This window comes from Desulfosarcina variabilis str. Montpellier, assembly GCF_048565275.1.
In the GTDB taxonomy this organism is placed as follows: Bacteria; Desulfobacterota; Desulfobacteria; order Desulfobacterales; family Desulfosarcinaceae; genus Desulfosarcina; species Desulfosarcina variabilis.
Genome location: NZ_CP159846.1, coordinates 2,126,532 through 2,145,729, shown reverse-complemented (window position 1 = coordinate 2,145,729; position 19,198 = coordinate 2,126,532). Strand labels below are relative to the sequence as shown.

General features: G+C 52.3%; 18 protein-coding genes. 14 read left to right on the top strand and 4 right to left on the bottom strand.

Annotated features, from left to right (window positions below):
* Positions 1 to 5: 5 nt before the first annotated feature.
* The 8 genes from Dvar_RS09585 (at position 6) to Dvar_RS09550 (ending at position 10,025) form a co-directional block, all read left to right on the top strand.
* Positions 6 to 953: a tetratricopeptide repeat protein gene (locus tag Dvar_RS09585; RefSeq protein WP_419661464.1), complete on the top strand. Its 948-nt coding sequence runs from the start codon at positions 6 to 8 to the stop codon at positions 951 to 953.
* Positions 954 to 965: 12 nt separating this feature from the next.
* Complete coding sequence (locus Dvar_RS09580) at positions 966 to 2,588, top strand: LytR C-terminal domain-containing protein (protein ID WP_419661463.1); 1,623 nt, start codon at positions 966 to 968, stop codon at positions 2,586 to 2,588.
* 62 nt (positions 2,589 to 2,650) lie between these two features.
* Positions 2,651 to 3,328: an outer membrane protein gene (locus Dvar_RS09575; protein WP_419661462.1), complete on the top strand. Its 678-nt coding sequence runs from the start codon at positions 2,651 to 2,653 to the stop codon at positions 3,326 to 3,328.
* A 97-nt stretch (positions 3,329 to 3,425) separates the two neighbouring features.
* Positions 3,426 to 5,090, top strand: coding sequence for an Ig-like domain-containing protein (locus Dvar_RS09570; RefSeq protein WP_419661461.1), 1,665 nt, complete (start codon positions 3,426 to 3,428; stop codon positions 5,088 to 5,090).
* Positions 5,091 to 5,149: 59 nt separating this feature from the next.
* Positions 5,150 to 6,478, top strand: coding sequence for an ATPase (locus Dvar_RS09565; protein ID WP_419661460.1), 1,329 nt, complete (start codon positions 5,150 to 5,152; stop codon positions 6,476 to 6,478).
* Positions 6,479 to 6,488: 10 nt separating this feature from the next.
* Positions 6,489 to 7,253, top strand: a complete 765-nt coding sequence (locus Dvar_RS09560; protein ID WP_419661459.1) for a retropepsin-like aspartic protease family protein — start codon at positions 6,489 to 6,491, stop codon at positions 7,251 to 7,253.
* Positions 7,254 to 7,762: 509 nt separating this feature from the next.
* A complete protein-coding gene (locus Dvar_RS09555; RefSeq protein ID WP_419661458.1) occupies positions 7,763 to 8,593 on the top strand; it encodes a DUF6502 family protein in 831 nt (276 codons plus the stop codon).
* Between the two features lies 1 nt (position 8,594).
* Entirely contained in the window at positions 8,595 to 10,025 is a 1,431-nt protein-coding gene (locus tag Dvar_RS09550) for a DUF5666 domain-containing protein (RefSeq protein WP_419661457.1), read from the top strand.
* A 170-nt stretch (positions 10,026 to 10,195) separates the two neighbouring features.
* Here Dvar_RS09550 and Dvar_RS09545 read toward each other — a convergent pair whose 3' ends face one another.
* The 3 genes from Dvar_RS09545 to Dvar_RS09535 form a co-directional block, all read right to left on the bottom strand.
* On the bottom strand, positions 10,196 to 11,542 hold the full coding sequence (locus Dvar_RS09545) for a B12-binding domain-containing radical SAM protein (protein ID WP_419661456.1): 1,347 nt from the start codon (positions 11,540 to 11,542) through the stop codon (positions 10,196 to 10,198).
* 151 nt (positions 11,543 to 11,693) lie between these two features.
* Positions 11,694 to 12,182 carry a universal stress protein gene (locus Dvar_RS09540; protein WP_419661455.1) on the bottom strand — a complete coding sequence of 163 codons (489 nt, stop codon included), beginning with the start codon at positions 12,180 to 12,182 and terminating at the stop codon, positions 11,694 to 11,696.
* A 43-nt stretch (positions 12,183 to 12,225) separates the two neighbouring features.
* A complete protein-coding gene (locus Dvar_RS09535) occupies positions 12,226 to 12,687 on the bottom strand; it encodes a ferritin-like domain-containing protein (RefSeq protein ID WP_419661454.1) in 462 nt (153 codons plus the stop codon).
* Positions 12,688 to 12,813: 126 nt separating this feature from the next.
* On the opposite strand from Dvar_RS09535, the gene Dvar_RS09530 reads away from it, so the two are divergent.
* Together Dvar_RS09530 and Dvar_RS09525 are read left to right on the top strand one after the other, a co-directional pair.
* Positions 12,814 to 13,116, top strand: a complete 303-nt coding sequence (locus Dvar_RS09530; RefSeq protein ID WP_419661453.1) for a hypothetical protein — start codon at positions 12,814 to 12,816, stop codon at positions 13,114 to 13,116.
* 38 nt (positions 13,117 to 13,154) lie between these two features.
* Positions 13,155 to 13,358: a YgaP family membrane protein gene (locus tag Dvar_RS09525; RefSeq protein ID WP_419661452.1), complete on the top strand. Its 204-nt coding sequence runs from the start codon at positions 13,155 to 13,157 to the stop codon at positions 13,356 to 13,358.
* Positions 13,359 to 14,164: 806 nt separating this feature from the next.
* Here Dvar_RS09525 and Dvar_RS09520 read toward each other — a convergent pair.
* Complete coding sequence (locus Dvar_RS09520) at positions 14,165 to 14,524, bottom strand: DVU0772 family protein (RefSeq protein ID WP_419661451.1); 360 nt, start codon at positions 14,522 to 14,524, stop codon at positions 14,165 to 14,167.
* A 663-nt stretch (positions 14,525 to 15,187) separates the two neighbouring features.
* Between Dvar_RS09520 and Dvar_RS09515 the strand changes: the two genes are divergently transcribed.
* From Dvar_RS09515 to Dvar_RS09500, 4 genes are all read left to right on the top strand, one after another.
* Positions 15,188 to 15,949 carry an amino acid ABC transporter permease gene (locus tag Dvar_RS09515; RefSeq protein ID WP_419661450.1) on the top strand — a complete coding sequence of 254 codons (762 nt, stop codon included), beginning with the start codon at positions 15,188 to 15,190 and terminating at the stop codon, positions 15,947 to 15,949.
* 62 nt (positions 15,950 to 16,011) lie between these two features.
* Positions 16,012 to 16,836, top strand: a complete 825-nt coding sequence (locus Dvar_RS09510) for a transporter substrate-binding domain-containing protein (protein ID WP_419661449.1) — start codon at positions 16,012 to 16,014, stop codon at positions 16,834 to 16,836.
* Complete coding sequence (locus Dvar_RS09505; protein WP_419661448.1) at positions 16,833 to 17,723, top strand: amino acid ABC transporter permease; 891 nt, start codon at positions 16,833 to 16,835, stop codon at positions 17,721 to 17,723. Before Dvar_RS09510 ends, Dvar_RS09505 begins: the two co-directional genes overlap by 4 nt.
* Before the next feature lie 231 nt (positions 17,724 to 17,954).
* Entirely contained in the window at positions 17,955 to 19,085 is a 1,131-nt protein-coding gene (locus Dvar_RS09500) for a porin (protein ID WP_419661447.1), read from the top strand.
* Positions 19,086 to 19,198 lie beyond the last annotated feature (113 nt).

Genomic DNA, 19,198 nt, shown 5'->3' with positions numbered 1-19,198 from the left:
CTCGTATGAAGAGATTAAGCAAAAAGGTTATTGGAAGAACGATTCTATTAATGCTTGTGACCGGCTTGTTTCTATCCGGCTGTGCCACCTCGCACCAAGGCGACGTCTCCAAGCCCCGCGAGCCGTTCTTCTCAAAGCAGGATCAGGGCGACGTTGCAGAAGACCCGATTCTCGATCAGAAGCTGCCGGAAATGACCGCCGAGGAACTGGAAGCCCTGGGGGACCGCCATTTTAAGGGCAAGGACTATTATCTGGCCTATCTGCAATATTCAAAGGCGCTCAAGCTCAATCCGGACAACGGTCGGCTGCAATACAAGCAGGGCATGCTTTTCCTCGCCGGCGCCAAATACAAGGACGCCGCGAAAGCCTTTGCCGGGGTTATCGAAAAAGAGCCGGCCAACCCCGCTGCCCATGAAGGCATGGGCACGGCACTGTTCGAGGCGCGGGACTATGACCGGGCCATACCGCATTTTCAGAAGGCATTGGAACTGAGTCCCCGGTCCTGGAAGGCCAGGAATTTTCTGGGCAACATCTATGATTTCCAGAAGCAATACGAAAAGGCCGCCCGGGAGTATGCCGAGGCCATTTTGTTGAAGCCGGAAAACGCCATGCTCTACAACAACCTCGGCGTTTCCCTGAGCCTGGCCGGCCGCTATGAGGAATCGATCAAGGCGTTTAAACAGGCGCTCAGCGCCGATGGGCAAAAGCAAAAAGTCTTCAACAACCTGGGAATGGTCCTGGCCCGGACAGGCCGCTACGATGCGGCGCTGGAAGCCTTCAAGCACGGCTCGGACAATGCCCGGGCGTATAATAACCTGGGGTGCGTACTGATGGCAAAGGGAGACTATCAAAAGGCCGCGCAGGCCTTTAACAAGGCCATTGCCGCCAGCCCGAAATTCTATGAAAAGGCTTACGACAACCTTAAAAAAGTAGAATTGGGAAGTGTTCGGTAAAAGGAAAACAAGATGTACAAACAAAACTCAACCATAGCGATTATCGGAATACAAGCTTGCATGATGGTTCTTTTGCTTTGCGCATGCAGCTCGTTTCAGCCCCCCCAGAGCATCAACACTTCCGTGATTGGACAGGATACGACTGTGTTTCGTGGCAAAATTATAGCGCCGCATGAGGATGGGAAATCCAGCTATGCGCTGGCCCGGGCCTTTCAAGCCAGGCACAAACACCGCCTGGCCATCGAGGCATTCAAAGACGTCATCAAGGGCGACCCCGGCAATGCAGCGGGGTACAACGGCCTGGGCGTGTCCCTGGATGCGGTGGGAGACTTTGATCAGGCGGTCAAGGCCTATTCAGCCGCGCTGTCGATCAACCCCAATCTCGATTATGTCCTCAACAATCTGGGGTACTCCTATCTTCTCCAGGGCCGGATGAACCAGGCCATTGAGTCCTTTAAAAAATCCATCCAACTGGACGGGAGCAATCCGCGCTACCGGAACAACCTGGGGCTGGCCTATGCCAGGTCCGGGAAACATGACGACGCCTTGCAAACGTTCAAGTCGGTTGGCGATGATGCCAGTGCCCACTTAAAAATGGGCCGCTTTTTCTATAGAAACGGCTATTATGAAGAGGCCGAGGTTCACCTTTCCTGGGCATCGGTTCTCAAGCCAGCCGACCCTGATATCCGCAGAGCCGGCCAGGCGAACACACGCCTGGCCCAAATTCATAAGAGCGATCAGATACAGGCGGAAAGGGAAAAAGCACTTCCGACACAGATAGAAGAAACGCCGTTGTTCGACCATGATACCGGCGGGTTTTACACTATTCCGCCGGGATTCATTGCAAATAAAAAAGTCCTTGAATTCAGTGCCGGCAATTTCGCCAATGAGAGGTTAATCGCCACCGTTGTAAAACCGGTTCAGACGTTTAACAGGGCAACCGTAGTTAGTCAGACCACTCAGAGTAGCGAGCCGGTATCAGCGGGTATAAACTCAGAAAACTTGCATCGGTCTCAAACTCTCAAACCGGAGGCGATCTCAAGCCCCGAAGTTATGCATTCGACAAAAATTGAGGTCTCAAATGGTAACGGAGTAACTGGAATGGCGAGAATGGTGGGGAATTTTCTGCGAACAAAAGGGATCACAGGTTATCGTCTGACCAATGCTGACCACTTCGACCACCAACAGACGGTCATCTATTATAGGAAGGGTTTCTTTGAACAGGCCTCACACGTCAAGAGTCTGCTGCCTGAGCTTTCCGGGAAAGACCATTTATTGGCTGCTAACTTGGACAGGGAACCCATCCGCGTTTTAATCGGCCGGGACCTGATAGTGCCGTTTAATAACTACTTGACTCACAATTTCAACGTTGACGTATCCAACGGCAACGGTGTGGGCGGAATGGCCAAACGCGTTTCCAAGTATCTCATTGGCAAGGGATTCAAGGTGGGCCGCCTGACCAACGCCACCCATTTCAGCTATAAACAGACCCTTGTATTTCACAACCAGGGACTGTCGGCCAACGCCAAACGGGTTGCTGATGCATTGCCAGGAAACTGTAACAGCCGGATCATCGCATTAGGTAACACTGGAAATCGTGTCCAGGTCATTTTGGGATCTGACATGATATTTTAAAAACGTTTAAAGATAGGCAATTAAATCAAAGGTTACTTACACTTATTAAAGGAGAGAAAATAATGAGATGTAAAACATACTTGATGAAAGGCTTTATGGTTGCATTGATGATATTCTTCCTGCCCGGTGCTGTGTACGCCGAGCGATTCGCCGATTTGTCGGCCGGTTTTACTTATGTGCAGGATTCAGACGTGGAGTATTCCTCGAATAATTCGAGTGAAACCGTCGATACCAGCTATGATCCTTCATATACGATCGATTACCGGCTTGGGTTCTGGTTTGAAGGCCAGCCGTATCTTGGATTGGCCTTCGGGGTCAATTACACCACCATCGACGACGACCTGGAAATCGATATACTGTCACTGACGCCCCAGATCATGTTTCGGTTGCCATTGCTGAAAAGCGCCAGATACCCCAACGGAGAATGGACCCCTTTTATCACCGCCGGCCCCGGAATATTTTTTTCGAGAATTCAATATGAAGTTTCTGAATCGTCCGTCCCGGATATGATTGGCATGCCAACGCTCACTGGTGAATATAAAAATGACCAGGTTGATGTCGGAGTCGATGTTCGGGCAGGCTTAAAGAAAATGATGTCGCCCAACTGGGGGTTGAATCTTGAATACCGGTTTTTCTGGTTTGAGCCGGAATACGAGGACAATGTACTGGGCATCGATGTCAAAACAAGGCCTGAGCTCTATACCCACAGCTTTATGATTGGCGTAAGCTTTAACTACTAATTTTTATCCATGGCCTGGAATTGTTAAACGGCCGGCTTCATGCAACGACCGCATTTACCAAGCGTTTGCTAATATTTATAGTTTTCCGGAGGACCAAATGAGAAAAACTATTCAACAAAAAGTCTTTATAGTCCTTTTTGCCATCTTGTTTACGGCTTGTGGTGGTGGCGGTGATTCTGACTATTCAACTAACGACAGTAATCCCCCAGGAACATCCACCAGTGTGGAACCTTCAGGGATACGAATCGGATGTATTGTCAATGATGTTTTCTACTCTGGTCAACTTTCACTGAGTATTGATGGAAATCAAGTGCTTTCTCCGGGAGGATCTCTGAGCGTCAACGCGGTCATTGTTGATGAAGCAGAGAATCCCTATTCAACACCTGTTGAAGTCACTTTTAGCTCTTCCTTTTCTGATGCCGGCCTTGCCGAAATAGAAGAAACACAAACGACCGTCGACGGAGAAGCGTCTGCCGTTTACAGAGCTGCTGGGGGCGTTGGCACAGACACCATCACGGCAACGGCTGTTATCAACGGCACCACGTTGACTGCTACCACCACTTTGGAAGTGGCGGGTAACACGGCCATACATATCAATTTCGTCTCTGCCTCAAACCTCTTTCTTGCGCTTAAAAATACCGGCGGCCCGGCCCGATCGGAAACCTCGACGCTAACGTTCGAGGTTGTTGATAACACCGGCACGCCTGTTGTTGGGCAAACCGTGGATTTTGGGCTGTCCACCGCAGTCGGATCTCTTTTTCTTTCCGCAGCAAGCGATATCTCCGACGCATCCGGTTTGGTTCATACAACTGTCAATGCAGGCACAGTATCTACCGAAGTGAAAGTCCACGCCACATTGAGCGATAGTGATCCGTTGGTTACCGTGGTTTCCGACACCTTGATCGTCAGCACCGGCCTGGCTGACCAAAACAGCATCAGCATCGGTGTGGAGTCATTCAATCCCGAAGCATGGGCTTACAACAATGTGGAAGTGGAGGTAACATTCCAGGCAGCCGATCATTTCAACAATTTTGTTCCCGACGGCACGGTCGTGTATTTCACCACCGAATTGGGATCCATCGATGATTCCTGTGAGTTGGAGGATGGCGTGTGCACGGTCATCTGGCGCAGCGGCAACCCCAGAACGTCTTATTGTGAGCAGAACGGCGGATGTCAGCCGGCTTTATCCACCGTCACTGCTTTTCTGATTGGCGAAGAGAGTTTTACCGACTTTACCGGCAATGGATATTACGACGAAGGAGACTATTTCGACGAAGCCACTGACAGGACCGAGCCATTCAGGGATGACAACGATAACGGTTCATATGATACGTTCGAACCGTGGTGGGATTATAATTCCGACGGCAGTTACGATAGTAATCCCAACGGAATCTATAACGGATCACTGTGCTCTGACGAAGCGGAATCTTCAGGGGACTGTTCGAAGGAATTGGTGTATGTACAGGCTTCAACCAATATCGTGATGTCTGGAAGTTTCGCTGATACATTCACACTGGCAGCGGTGCAAGGAGGAGTGTCTATTACCATTGCCGACGTAAACGACAATCCCATGCCGGAAGGTTCCAACATAGAAATTTTCAACGCGGCTGACGACAGTTCTGTTGTTTCCTATGAAATACCCAGCACTATTTCCGATACCGATTATTTCGTAAGGTTGACTACCGCCGGGTCTTATTATGGGGTGGTTACCACGCCTTTCGGCAATGTTACTTATAGCGACAACACTGTAACCATCAATTAATCTGGATAGGCGATCTAATGCTCATCCTGAAGCAAGTCAACACTTATGGAGCGACTGGGATGAGCATCAGATCGCAGATAGCCCGAAAGGAAATCATGGAAGCCAACGTCAATAAAGCAAAATCATTTGCTCCATTCAACTTGTCCAAAAACCCGGAAGGATTGGAGAGCCTGGACATCCCCGACGCCATGGTGGAAGACCTGGTCCTGCGTCGCCTATTTACAACCGGCACCAGCAGCCTGAAAACGCTGAGTCAGGCGTTGAAACTCCCCTACCCTGCGGTACGGACGATATTCGAAAGGCTTCGCAAAGAGCATTACTTTGAGGTCAAAGGCATGCAGGGCCAGGACTATGTCTTTACGCTGTCGGCCAAAGGCCGGGAGCACGCCCGTAAGAGTTACGACATGTGCCGCTACAACGGGCCGGCGCCGGTCTCCCTGGATACGTATCGGGAGGTGGTGACCTCCCAGACCGGCAAGGTGGATGTGGACCTTTCCACGCTCCAAACCCTGTTCTCCGACCTGGTGCTCACAGACAAGCTGCTGGATCAGTTGGGACCGGCGCTGATTTCCCAGAACTCGATCTTCCTGTACGGCCCCACCGGCAACGGCAAAACCAGCATCGCCCGCCGGCTAACCCGAATCTACAATGATCTGGTGGCCATCCCCTATGCCGTTACCTTCGACAATCAGATCATCGTCGTCTATGATCCGGTATTTCACGAGCGCGTCGAAACGGACGTGCACAGTCTGGACGATCGCTGGGTGCTATGCCGCCGCCCCTGCGTGATCGCGGGCGGAGAATTGTCAGCGGACATGCTGGAACTGAAGATCGATCAGAACACCGGCGTCTATGCGGCGCCCCTGCAGATGAAGGCCAACAACGGCATGCTCGTGATCGATGATTTCGGGCGCCAGATTCTCTCACCGGAGTATCTTTTGAATCGGTGGATCGTGCCGCTGGACCGCAAGGTGGATTATCTGAGCCTGACCTACGGCGTGAAGTTTGAAATCCCTTTTCAAATGGCCGTTGTGTTTTCCACCAACCTGGATCCATCGACGCTGGCCGATGAAGCGTTTCTGCGCCGCATTCAGAACAAGATCTTCATCGAACCGGTCGATCCTGATGTTTTTGATCAAATTTTTCAGCGTATAATCAAAAGCAAGGGGTACCCTTGCGAGCCCGACGCCGCTTACTTTCTCCAGTCGCTATGCGCCCAATCCACCGGTCAGGCGCTACGGGCCTGCTACCCTGCCGACATCGTCACCATCATCGAATCGATCAGCAGTTACGAGCAAACCCGTGTTGAAATCAACAATGAGAATCTTGAGCGGGCAGCAAGGATTTATTTTACCAATACATTCAACGTTGACGAAAAAGCGTCCTGAGCTTTTTAGGATGAAAGGGAATGCCTTGGATGCCATGCGTGTGAGAATTCCAGTTAGAGCAATCAGATTTCAAGCAACGATTGCCATTGGTATTCTGATCCTTGTCAGCATCTTCCCTCCAAATCTTCAAGCCGGCGGCCAATATCATATCGGCAAGGATCAAGGCGGCATCTACATGCAGACCGATCAGAACGGCTCCTGGTATATCGATCCTACTCATCTTGACCATTTCGCCGTGGGCGAAACCGGCCGCTACACCATCGGCAGTGATCCGGGAGGCACCTTTATTCAAACCGGCAGGGGCGCGAAATATTACATAAACCTGAACGCCCTTGATGAATGGGAACGCGAGCGTGAGACATTCAATGCCCGGCACCAGGCCGCCGGCACGGAAACCAAGGTGGATCTGCTGGATGGTGTGCATATCCTGGTTCCGGTAGCCCTTGAATCCAATGGTCATCGGATTCAGGCCCGAATGCTGTTGGACACCGGTGCGAGCATCATGGTGCTGCATCGCAAGGTTGCCGATCGGTTGCATCTGAAAAGTGCCGGCAAAGCGAAGCTACTGATCGCCGGCGGCAAAATCCTGGACAGCGATATCGTCAGCCTGGACACCGTTGGCGTGGGGCCGATCAAAAAGAAAGGCCTTCAGGCCAGCGTCATCCCCCACAACGGCCCCGAGGTGCGTTACCAGGGGCTGCTGGGCATGAATTTTTTGAAAGGCACCAATTACCGCATCGATTTCGATCGTCAGGTTATTCAGTGGTTGCCTTGATTGCGGATGGGAGGGGGTTATCGGTGATCGGTGATGGGTGATGGGTGATCAGTATTGTAGGTTGGGTTGAGCATTGCGAAACCCTACACCATGTGCTTTTATTTTTGTTGGGTTTCGTTCCTCAACCCACCCTACGGCATATCCGGGTTGGTTGTAGGAGCGGTCCATGGCCACGACAATGGTTGTTGATCATCGTGTATGGTCGCAGGCATAGCCAGCTCCTACAGGGAGGCACGGAGGGGATTTGGGAGACGATAAAACAGATAGCATTCCACCCGGCCTTCGACCTTCAACCTTCGACCTTCGACCTCAACAGCTTTCGGCCATCTTGACCTTGTGCTGAATTCCTGTAATTAATAGGTAGTTATAGGTTTTTCGGCAAAATGGAAGAAGTACGGGGTGTTTCTCGACTGATACAGTCAACATTCACAACTGAAGGCAGGTTATCCTGCCATCCTTGATTTGATGCACATACGGAATGGATTTTCCTCTGCAACGGAGATTTGCCGATGGACACAAGTAGAAACACCACACAGGTTCTGTACGCAGCCATACTGAAGCTGCTCCGCCCACTGGTACGTCTGGCACTGAAACGGGGCATCTCTTACAAAACCTTTGTTTCCCTGGCCAAATGGGTGTTTTACGATGTGGCCAAGAAGGATTTTATCATCAAAGGCAGAAAGCAGACCCAGTCGCGCATATCGGTGGTGACCGGTTTCTCACGCAAGGAGGTCAAGCGCCTGTCGGAAATGGAGCCGCCCACCACAAGAGATCAGGGGGAACAGTACAACCGCGCGGCCCGGGTGATCGCCGGTTGGCGCAGGGACAGCGATTTCGTGGACAACGACGGACGCCCCCTTGTTATTCCCATTACCGGCAGCGGGCCGACGTTCGAAACCCTGGTCAAGCGCTTCAGCGGCGACATGCCCCACCGGGCGGTTCTGGATGAGTTGACCCGGCTCGGTGCGCTCAAGCTCGAGACGGACAATCGCGTCCGGCTGGTACAGGATGCCTTTACGCCCACGGCTGACGAAGCCATGAAATTCCATATTCTGGGTACTGACGTGGGCCTTTTGATTGCCACCATCGGGCACAATATCGACCCGGACATCCAAAAGCCGTTTTTCCAGCGCAAGGTCCAGTACGACAACCTGCCCGAAGAAATTCTGGCTGATTTTCGAAGAATGTCTGGACAAGCGGCCCAAAAATTCTTAGACAATATGGATCGATACCTTGCTATCAATGATCGCGATCTAAACCCTGAAATCAGGGGCACGGGACGGTACATCGCCGGCATCGGCATTTACTATTTCCAAAAACCCTATGATGAAAAGGATTAATGTGGGGTTATCTTTTAGGAAAGCGTCATGGATAAGGTACTGCCTGCTCGTCGTCTTGCTCGCCTTGGCCTGTGGGGGAGACGGCGGTGTTGACGATCTGGCCGGTGGCGGAACCGGCGGCACTGGTATCAGTATCGGGCCGGCATCCAATTATGGAAGCATCGAAGTCAACGGAAGGCACTTTGCCACCGAGGATGCCGAGATTTTCGTGGAAGGCCGGAGCAAAGGCGCCGGCACCCAGGTCATGCGCGACAATCTCGCCCTGGGGATGGTCGTCAGGGTCAATGGCGACATCGGCGAAGCGCAAGACGGCACGGCCCAAAAAATCTACATCGACGATGATATCAGGGGACCGTTGGATTCGATCCGCACGATCGACAGCCTGACCACGGAACTGATCGTCCTGGGCCGCGAAATACTGCTCACGGACACCACCCGCCCCCATGGGGTTGACCTCGCCTCCTTGAATCCGGGCGCATGGGTCAGGGTCAGCGGCTTTGTTGATGCCACAGGACGGCTGGTCGCCAGCTATATGGGCGTCACCACCGGCGATGACGGGGCGAAGATAAAAGGCACCGTCGCGCAATTGGATACAGCGGGCAAGCAATTTACCATCAACGGCATTCTCATCGACTATCAAGACGCCACCCTGGTTGACCTGACCCAACCATCGGATGGAACGGCGGTGGCGGTCACCGGGATACTTTCAGCTAATCAGCAGACCATAACGGCCGAACGCATCGAATCGGTCGACCGGTTCGGCGTAACGGACAGCGACGCCGTCGAACTCACCGGCGTTGTCCTCGAAGCCACGGATACCCAACTGATGTTGGACAGCGTGATCGTTAATATCGATGACGGGACCGCCTATGTCGGCGGCAAGTTAGAGGACCTGAACAGCGGCGTGCGTGTGGAAGCGGAAGGAGAACTCATCGATGGCAACCTGGACGCCGGGACGATCATATTCCTGGACGATGCCAAGATCGAATCGGACGTGGCATCCAACGCGGTGGATCAGTCAAGCCTCACCCTGGCCGGTCTGACCGACATCACCATCATATATAACGAAATCACCAAGGTCACCGGGGCGGCGGGCACTGCGGAAGCAATAACGGACGACCATCACGTGAAAATCATCGGCCGCCAGACCGCTGAGCACACCGTGCTGGCCATTCACATCATTGTCAAGGCACGCTCCAGCAGCAAGGTCAAACTTCAAGGCACGCTTGCCAGCCCTGTGGGCGAAGTAATCACGATCCTTGGCCACGAGGTGGATCTGTCGACCATTGCCGATGAAAACTTTGAATCGCCGGAAGGCGTGAGCGTCGGTTACACGGCCTTTTTGGATTCCATCGCCACAGGCGACCTGATCACCCTGCAAGGAGAACAGACAGGCGGTAAAGTGACCTGGCTAGGCGCCACCGCTGATTGAGTGATTGACTTGACTGCTTCTCATTTTTCGAACCGCCACCTTTTTCGACCTGTGCAGTTAGCTTTTAGGCTTTAGCAATTGGCTTTTGAATAAAGCGACATCTAATATTTCTGTGCATCTTTTAGGCTAACAGCTAAATGCTAATGGCTAATTGCACAGTTTGAACTGTTTCAGGACTGTGCCAGATTTTTTAGCCGGGTGAGCACCTCCCAGGAAAACGTTTCGCTCTGGCAGGGAAAAATGGCATTGTTGGTATAGATCGGATCAGCCTCCAGATCGTAACGCGAGGCCGCCACGGCGGCCGGCCACATGGAGGTGTGGGGAATCGGCGTGTAGTGGGCGATCACCGGCGTCACCCCGGCCTGCTTGACGACCCTGATGGAATCCTCCACCCCTGACACCGACTGACCGGGAAGTCCGGCCAAAAGATAAGCCCCCACCTGTTCGGCGCGAAATCCAGCCGCCTTGAAATATTCCACCGCCCGGAAAAACTCGTTTTCAGTGACCTTGCGGTCCATGACCTGCCGCCCGTCAAAGGCCGTGGTTTCCAGTCCCAGACGGATGGTATGAAACCCGGCCCGACGCATCAACCGGGCCAAGGGAAGCGTCATTTCTCTGATATGCAGGGCATTGGGCGTGTGGAAACGAACGCCTATATGCGCATCGATCACACCCTCCAGCAGCGGAACGATGTAACGCTCAGCCGCAACCAACAGGGCATCATCGTAAAAGGCAAAGTCGCGGACCCCATGATTGTGATGCCAATGGCCAATCTCCTTTAGAACCGACGCCGGGCTGCGGTGAAGCATGCGCGGCTGCAGCCTATGGGAGGCACAATAGGCGCATTGAAACGGGCATCCGCGTGAGCACATCACAGGCACATGGGCCAGGCGATGTTCAAAATCCATGGCCGGCCAAGGCAGGCTGTCCAAGTCCTGCGGGTCAAACGTGGGTGTGGGCGACCAGCCGGTATATTGGGCCACCAAGGGTAGCAGCGCCTTTTCGCCGGGGCCGGTCATCACCTGGTCCGCATCGCATGTACGCCGGGCATGCTCGGGGCACAGCGTAGCATAAATGCCCCCCAACACCACCGGCACATGGGCAAACACCGATCGAATGGCCTGAATGGTTTCACACACCCCCGGATACCAGTAAGTCATCAGGGAGGTCACCAGCACCAGATCCGGCCTGTCCAACTGTTTCAGGTCATGTCGCAAAGACTCGGGAGGAATACCGTAACGGCAGTAGTTGCGCGGAATATCCACAAGGCCGGCCGGTTTGGGAATAATCGTCTTCAAGTAGGGTCCCCGCCCGCACCGCGCCGCCGGCAAAGATGTGGTGGGCGACAAGGGATGAAACCGATCCAGGCAGTCCACATACGAAACACGCGCGCCGTGGTCACGCAAGATTCCCGCTAAGGTGAGAAGCCCCAAGGGCTTGGCCCAAAAATCATAGGCGGCAAAATCGTGAATCCACGGGTTGACCAACAGAATGTGGGGTGCATGGTTCGCGTGCATGGGCTCGGGTCGACATTGAAAAACGCATCGGTGATCTCCATCCGATCGGTAATGCCGGGTTTTGGGTTGCTTAGTTTCTTGGTTAGTTGGTTGCTTAGTTATTTAGTTGCTTGGGTTACTTGAGTTTATTGGGTTTATTGGGTTTATTGGGTTATTCGGGTAGCCGAATGACCATGACCGGCAGGCTGCTTCTTCTGACCACCCGCCTGGCCGTCCCCCCCATCAGCGCGTCCTTGAACATGCCAAACCCGCGCGTACCCATAATGATCACATCCGCGTCATTGAGCTCGGCCTGGTACAGGATCTCATCGGCGGCAATACCTTCCTTGACGATGATCTTATCCACCTGGAATGTACAGGCATCCACTTCTCCACTGATTTCATTACAAAAATCACTGAGCCGACCCTTAATTCGAGACACGAAATCAGCCTGTTTCTCCTCCTGGAGCTGTTTCCATTTTTCCTCGCCCACATACCCTTGGATCTGAAGAAAGGTCTCGGCGGTGGGTTTTTCGATAACGTGCAGGATCGTAATACGCGCTTCGTACTGCTGAGCCAGACTGGCCGCATATTTGTAAGCATAGCGGGCGTTTTCCGACAAGTCGGTGGCATAGAGAATGTTTTTAATTTGTGGCAGCATATTCCCTCCTGACAATTGTTAATTGACTTATGTTAAGCGCCTATCAATCGCCCAACTCGGCCATGTGATCGTCATACAGGGTTTCAAACGTTTGCTTGTGCTTGGCCTCTTCCTGGGCCAGGAGCTTGAACAGCTTGATACACTCCGCATCGTCCGTCTTGGTGGCCAAGGCATTGTAAAGCCGCAATGCTTTTTCCTCACGCTTCATGGCCAGTCTGAGGATCTCGGCAAAATCCATCCCCGGTTCGTATTTCATGTCGACGATGTAGTCGCTGCGCTTGATGTCGGGAATCCATTCGTATTTGTATTCGACGATGGATCGTTTTCCTTTCTTGAAATCCTCAAGCAACCGCTGATGCTTTGTTTCCTCTTCGACAAATTCGGTTAATGTCTGTTTGGATGCCGGGAATGTTTCCTGATCCACCAATCTCTGATAAAATTTAACCGCCTGTTTTTCTCTTTCAATGGCAAAGTCGAGAATTTCTTCAAAAGAATTAAAATCCATGTTTCCTCCTTGATTGGAATAACTAAATTGATCGATTAGCTGATAGCAAAATCAATTCTAAGAATTTTCGTAGGTGCCAATTCATAAATGGTCAATTGACGGGGTAACCCCATTTGGATCGCTTTGATGTTTTTCGCGGACATTGCCCGTTCTTACAACCGCCAACAGCTTAACCATGTGCGGTTTTTTGTAGGCGTTGGCCATGCCTGGGACCTCACCCTGGGCCAATTGACGGTCAAACCCGTTGACTTTAACGAACATACTAGAAAAGCAACTAACATGCCATTGGTTTTTTCAGTAGAACAGTGCTCCCCCCCCCCATTTTGTAAAATCGATGGAATCAACAAAAGAAATGTAACATCTGCGCCGATTCGTACTCTATATGAAAAAAATAAAGTGGGCGATTCGCTTTTAGCCGTTAGCCGTTGACCATTCATGAAAATAAATCAGCCTATCGGAGGTGACTTATGACAATTGATCGTGTTGTTTTGGCTTTTGCAGGAATAATGATTTTAATCTCCCTGTTACTGTCTCAAATTCACAGTGCCTACTGGCTGTGGTTCACAGCGTTTGTGGGCGCCAATTTGCTGCAGTCAAGTTTTACCGGTTTTTGTCCGTTGGTAAAAATCCTGAAACCCTTGGGGATAAAACCGGGCAAAGCGTTTGATTAGCCTTTTTTCATCGATGTGTTGGTTGTTGATCAGTTATCGATGGTCGGTGATCAGTGATCGGTAATAAGTAATGTCGGTTGGGTTGAGCTTGAGCGAAACCCGACATAGACCGGAAAGACGGGCAGGATTTTGTTGGGTTTCGTTCCTCAACCCAACCTGCGATACTAAGGTACTGACTTTGACGCCGGAGCCTGTCGGGTGGGCATTGCCAACCATCAACCCTGTTAACCGCCTATTTTAACGGATATCCTGCCGCCCGCCCTTCAGCCTAAACGGCTATCAGCCTATCATCGCAGGCATGGCCAGCACTCACAGGGTGGCACGGAGAAAATTACGGTGATGGGATGGCTGGTGGATTCTTCTTCAGCCTCAGAAATATACTTCGGTTCGGCAGGTTGGTTGTAGTAGCGGTCCATGGCCGCGACAATGAAATGACCGGTGATTGCGAATGGTCGCAGACATGGCCAGCTCCTGATAAATCGGAGAGTAAAGGAATTTGGGAGACGATAAAACCGATAGCATTCCGCCCAACCTCAAACCTTTAACCTTCCACCTTAAACCTTCGACTTTCGACCTAAACGGCTATCGGCTTAACATCCCAGTCATGGCCAGCTACAGGGGTGAATGGAGGCTGCACCGAGTGCGTTGCCCGACATCGCATGATCCAATTGTTATCGTTGTCGTAATCGATCTTTTACCTTTCGATTACGACAACGATAAACGCTGCGCTTCGTTCTACTGACAACGAGAACGAGTGGGTTTGGGGGATGGAACAAGTTGCGTCGACCAGCCGGAAGCAAAGCCGGTCAATTCACGTCAAGCTTTTCTTTCAGCCAGGATTTGACCTCGTCTTCAAGGGCCCACACACCTTTGTGGCGGCCCTGAGAATGCATGTAGCGCCGCTTCAAATCGGCGGGCATTCTTATCTCGGCCAGTTCAACGGCCTCGTCACTGTTGCGCCGGATAAAGTAAATCACCGGCTCTTTTTTCCATGTATTGATTACGAAATAATGTGAGACATCATCCTTGGAACGGATCACGTAGTTTCCACGCGCCCAGTTGTTGCCCCACTCCAGATACAAGCGCACCGCCTCTTCCGGCGTCATTTCCCAGTCAATGCAATTGACCAGATCCCTATTGCGTCTAATTTCTTCAAGATTCATCATTGTTTGGCTCCAGATGGGTTGATGTCCGCCATCCGGTTGGCGGAAACAGGTGATTGAAACGGTCGTAAATAATATTCCCTAACCCAAGTGCCTAAAATTCCAGTTCACCGTCTTTATCTGTACTCCATTACAGCCAGATGCATGCCAATTTCCATTAACAGGTTGACAAAGATAGCATGCCCTTCCTATTGTTTATGTTTATCAGAACTTTATCTGATATAATGGCATGGTTGAGACCGCACTCAACAATCGAATGTCTAAAAAAACGCTTATCTTGATACAACCATGTATCAATAAAAATAATACATGAAACAATATTTTCAAGTGCATGGTCACAGGCATGGCCAGCTCCTACAGGGGGGCACGGAGGGGATTGGGGAATCATAAAACCGACCGCCGGAACGTGTAGGGTGGGCATTGCCCACCATCAACCTGATGGACTCTTAAAAAGCGCCAGACTCGTCATGCCGGACTTGATCCGGTATCCAGAACATATTGAAAAGACAGGATTCCGGCCTGCGCCGGAATGACGCCAGATTGAGATTTTCGACTTTATACGGGACCGTCCGAACGCTGACTTTTTACGAGGTCATCAACAATAATATGAAGGGGTCTGAGGCCATTACTTTGCAAACCGGATCAACTCAGCCCACACGAGGTCGTTTGTTAACCGGCTTGCAGGTCACGGTAACCATCGGCGTGGTAATTGGGCTGGTTTACGTCAGTGGCACGCAACTCGGTTATAACTGGCAGTGGTACCGGGTACCCCGGTATATCGTCAGCGTCACCGATGGGGAAATCCAGCCGGGCCCATTGCTCCAGGGACTATCGGTCACTTTGCAAGTCTCAGCTGTCTCCCTTCTGCTTTCCAGCATCTTTGGTCTGGTGACGGCCATTTGCCGCTTATCCACCTCCTTTACCGCCCGGGTCCTGGCGCGTGGCTATCTGGAACTGATTCGTAACACCCCACTGCTGGTGCAGCTTTTTTTCATCTACTTTGTGTTTTCCCCCATGGTGGACCTGAGTCGCTTTGCATCGGCGGTACTGGCCTTAAGCCTGTTCGAAGGCGCCTATGCCTCGGAAATCATTCGGGCCGGTATTCTGTCGATCCCCCAGGGCCAATGGGAAGCGGCCGGCAGCCTTGGTCTGAATGCATTTCATACCTATCGCCACGTGATTCTGCCCCAGGCCCTGCGCCATATGACACCGCCCCTGGTCAGCCAGGCCGTCTCCCTGGTCAAGGATTCGGCCCTGGTGAGCACCATTGCCATTTATGATCTGACCATGAAAGGCCAGGAAATCATTGCTGAGACCTATCTGGTATTCGAGCTGTGGTTTACCATCGCCGGAATCTACCTGCTGCTCACCCTGTCCCTGTCCATGGTCACCGGGATGATGCAAAAACGCCTGGCGACGGCCAAATAGAAGGCGTCGATGATGGTTCCCCTTCATTTACAACCCGATCTACAGGAAGGAGTCTTTTATCCATGAGAATTAAAAACAGTTTGTGCTGGGTTTTAATCGTTGTAGGGCTGGCTTTGGGTATGGCCGCAGGTCCTGCGGCACTGGCCGCTGATAATCAGGAAAGCGTCGTTGAACAGGTGATTCAGCGCGGCGTGCTGCGGGTGGGAATGTCCACCTTTGTGCCCTGGGCCATGAAAGACAAGACCGGCAAGCTCATCGGTTTTGAAATCGATGTGGCCACGCGTCTGGCCCAGGATATGGGAGTCAAGGTCGAGTTTGTGCCCACCAAATGGTCGGGTATCATCCCGGCCCTGCTCACCGGCAAATTCGATGTGATCATTGGCGGGATGGGCATCCAGCCCAGCCGCAATCTCAAGGTCAACTTCACCGATCCTTACGATTTCACGGGTATGTCCATGGTGGCCAGCCGCAAGATGGCTGACGGCATGACGGGCCTGGAGGCGTTCAACCGACCCGGTGTGACCATTGCCGCCCGTCTGGGCTCCACCGCGGTCACGGCCGCCAAGAAATATCTGCCCAAGGCTGAGATTCGCATGTTTGACGACGAAGCCCAGGCCTACCAGGAAGTGATCAACGGCCGGGTGCACGCCGTGGTGGGCTCCGCCCCCACACCGGCGTTTCAGGCCATCAAATATCCAAAGCGGCTGTTTCTACCCATTGACGGAACCTTCACCCGCGAACCCATCGGCTTTGCCGTGCGTAAAGGTGATGTGGACACCCTCAATTTTTTCAATAATTGGATCGGCTATGTAACCGCCGAAGGCTGGCTGAAAGAACGCAAGACCTATTGGTTCGAAACCAAGGACTGGGAATCCAAGATCCAGTGATCGGCAAGAAACCCACGATCACCCCCATCGACCTGATCCTGCTGGCCGGGATCGGGGCGGTGGGGGCCTGGCTGATCTATCGGGCCACGGCTCAGGCCCAGTACCACTGGAACTGGCAGGCGATCCCCCAGTATCTGCTGCGCTTTGATGAAAGCACCGGCCGGTGGGTGCCCGGCCTGATCCTTCAGGGCGTGCTGGTCACCCTGCGGCTCAGCTTCTGGGCCACTGTTCTGGCCATGATCATCGGCACGATCATGGGATTGCTTCGCATCAGTCGCAGCCCCTACCGCAACCTGCTGGGCAGCGGTTATGTGGCCTTGATCCGCAACATCCCGGTGCTGGTCTGGATTTTCATCTTTTACTATTTCATTGGCGACCGCCTCTTACCGGCCCTGGGCATCGACCGATTGGCGCAGATAAGCGATGGGCCGATCTCTTGGATCCTGCGTTTTTTCCTGGATGATCCGTCCCGTCTTTCCATTTTTGTTTCCGGTGTCGTGGCCCTGGCCGTCTACGAGGGCGCCTACATCACCGAAATCATCCGCGCCGGCATTCAGTCCATTGACACGGGGCAATGGGAGGCTTCGGCCGGGTTGGGGCTTACCCGCACCCAGCAGCTGCGGCATATCATTTTTCCTCAGGCCCTGCGCCGGGTGATGCCCCCGCTGGCCGGTCAGTTCATCTCCACCATCAAGGATTCGGCCATCGTTTCGGTCATTTCCATCCAGGAACTGACCTTCCAGGGCATGGAGCTGATGGCGGCCACTTTTTTCACCTTTGAAGTATGGCTTACCATTCTGGCAATCTACTTCGTACTATGCCTGACCTGCTCATTGCTGGTGGAACGATTTGAGCTGAAGTTGAAAACGAAGCCGCACCGGGCGTAGTCAAACCTTAATCGTCAACAAGCAATCCCAAATCCTCATGTGATCCTATTCTTATCCTAGCACGCTTCTAACACTCTTCCCATAATTGCAACTTCATTTTGTCCGTTCGGATGGTGTGGCCAGATCCACCTGTCCGAAGGCGTGAACTGTTATTTTCTCAATAAGAGCCTATTTGAGAAGTCTGGATCAGGCTCTAACTCCAATGATTTACTTAAAGAGGAGATCAAGCGAATGGTGAAAAAGTGGATGTCGAGCGTGTTTTGTGTCGGAGCGGCAGCAGCATTGGTTTTAATGAACACCGGTATTTCTCAGGCAGTTGAAGTCAAATTATCCGGTCAGATCAACCGCGCGGTGATGTGGGCCGACGATGGTAATGAATCCGAGTTTTTCCATGTGGACAATGACAATTCATCAACCCGTTTTCGTTTCAAGGGGTCTCAGGAGGTAACGCCGTCGATTGAAGTGGGCGTGGTCTGGGAGAATGAATTTCAATCCACACCGTCCAACAAAGTGTATATCGGCCAGCAAGACGATGGCTCCGATGAGAATCTGGCACAGAGAAAATTGGAAGCCTATTTTGATATGCCTTTTGGAAAAATCTCCATCGGTCAAGGTGACGGTGCGGCCAACGGTACGTCTGAAGAGGATTTAAGCGGTACCAGTGTCGTCATGTACTGCGGTGTGGCGGACACCGGCGGGTCGTTGCTTTTTCGCGATAGCAACAACCAGGAGATTGCAAAAATCAGCGCGACACGGGACACGTTTGACGGATTGAGCCGTAACGACCGGGTGCGCTATGACACTCCGGAATTCGGCGGTTTGTCTTTCTCCGGCAGCATGACCAACGGTGATGCATGGGAAGTGGCCGCTCGGTTTGCCAACGAGTTCGGCGGCTTGGGTGAAATCGCCGCAGCCGTGGGGTACGTGGACACGGCCGATCGGGAGGACCCTGAATATACCCAGATGGGCGCGTCCTTGTCCTGGCTGCACAGCTCCGGTTTCAATATCACCGCGTCTTACGGGACCATCGATGAGGATGATGCCGATACCGATCCGGTAAACTACTACGGTAAAATCGGATACAAATTCGGCATGCACGCCATTGCCGTTGAGTACGGAATGACCGAGGACCTGGACCAGAAAAACGATGAATCCAGCAACTATGGCGTGGCGTACGTTATCTCGCCCTGGAAAGGTATCGAATTTTATGGAACCTATCGTCTCTATATGCTTGACGGTGACGGACGGGAAATGGAGGATGATGAGGGCAACACCATCGTGGATGAAAGCGGCAATGCCATACTCACTGGAGACGCCGAAGATATCAGTGTGGTGATGATCGGCACCCGGGTTAAATTTTAATTTCCATACCTAAACCATAACAATCAAGGGGGTGGTTAACCACCCCCTTGATTGTTATGGGCACAAGTGACTTAAACAACATTGAGATTGGACATCACCACGACCAACCGTGG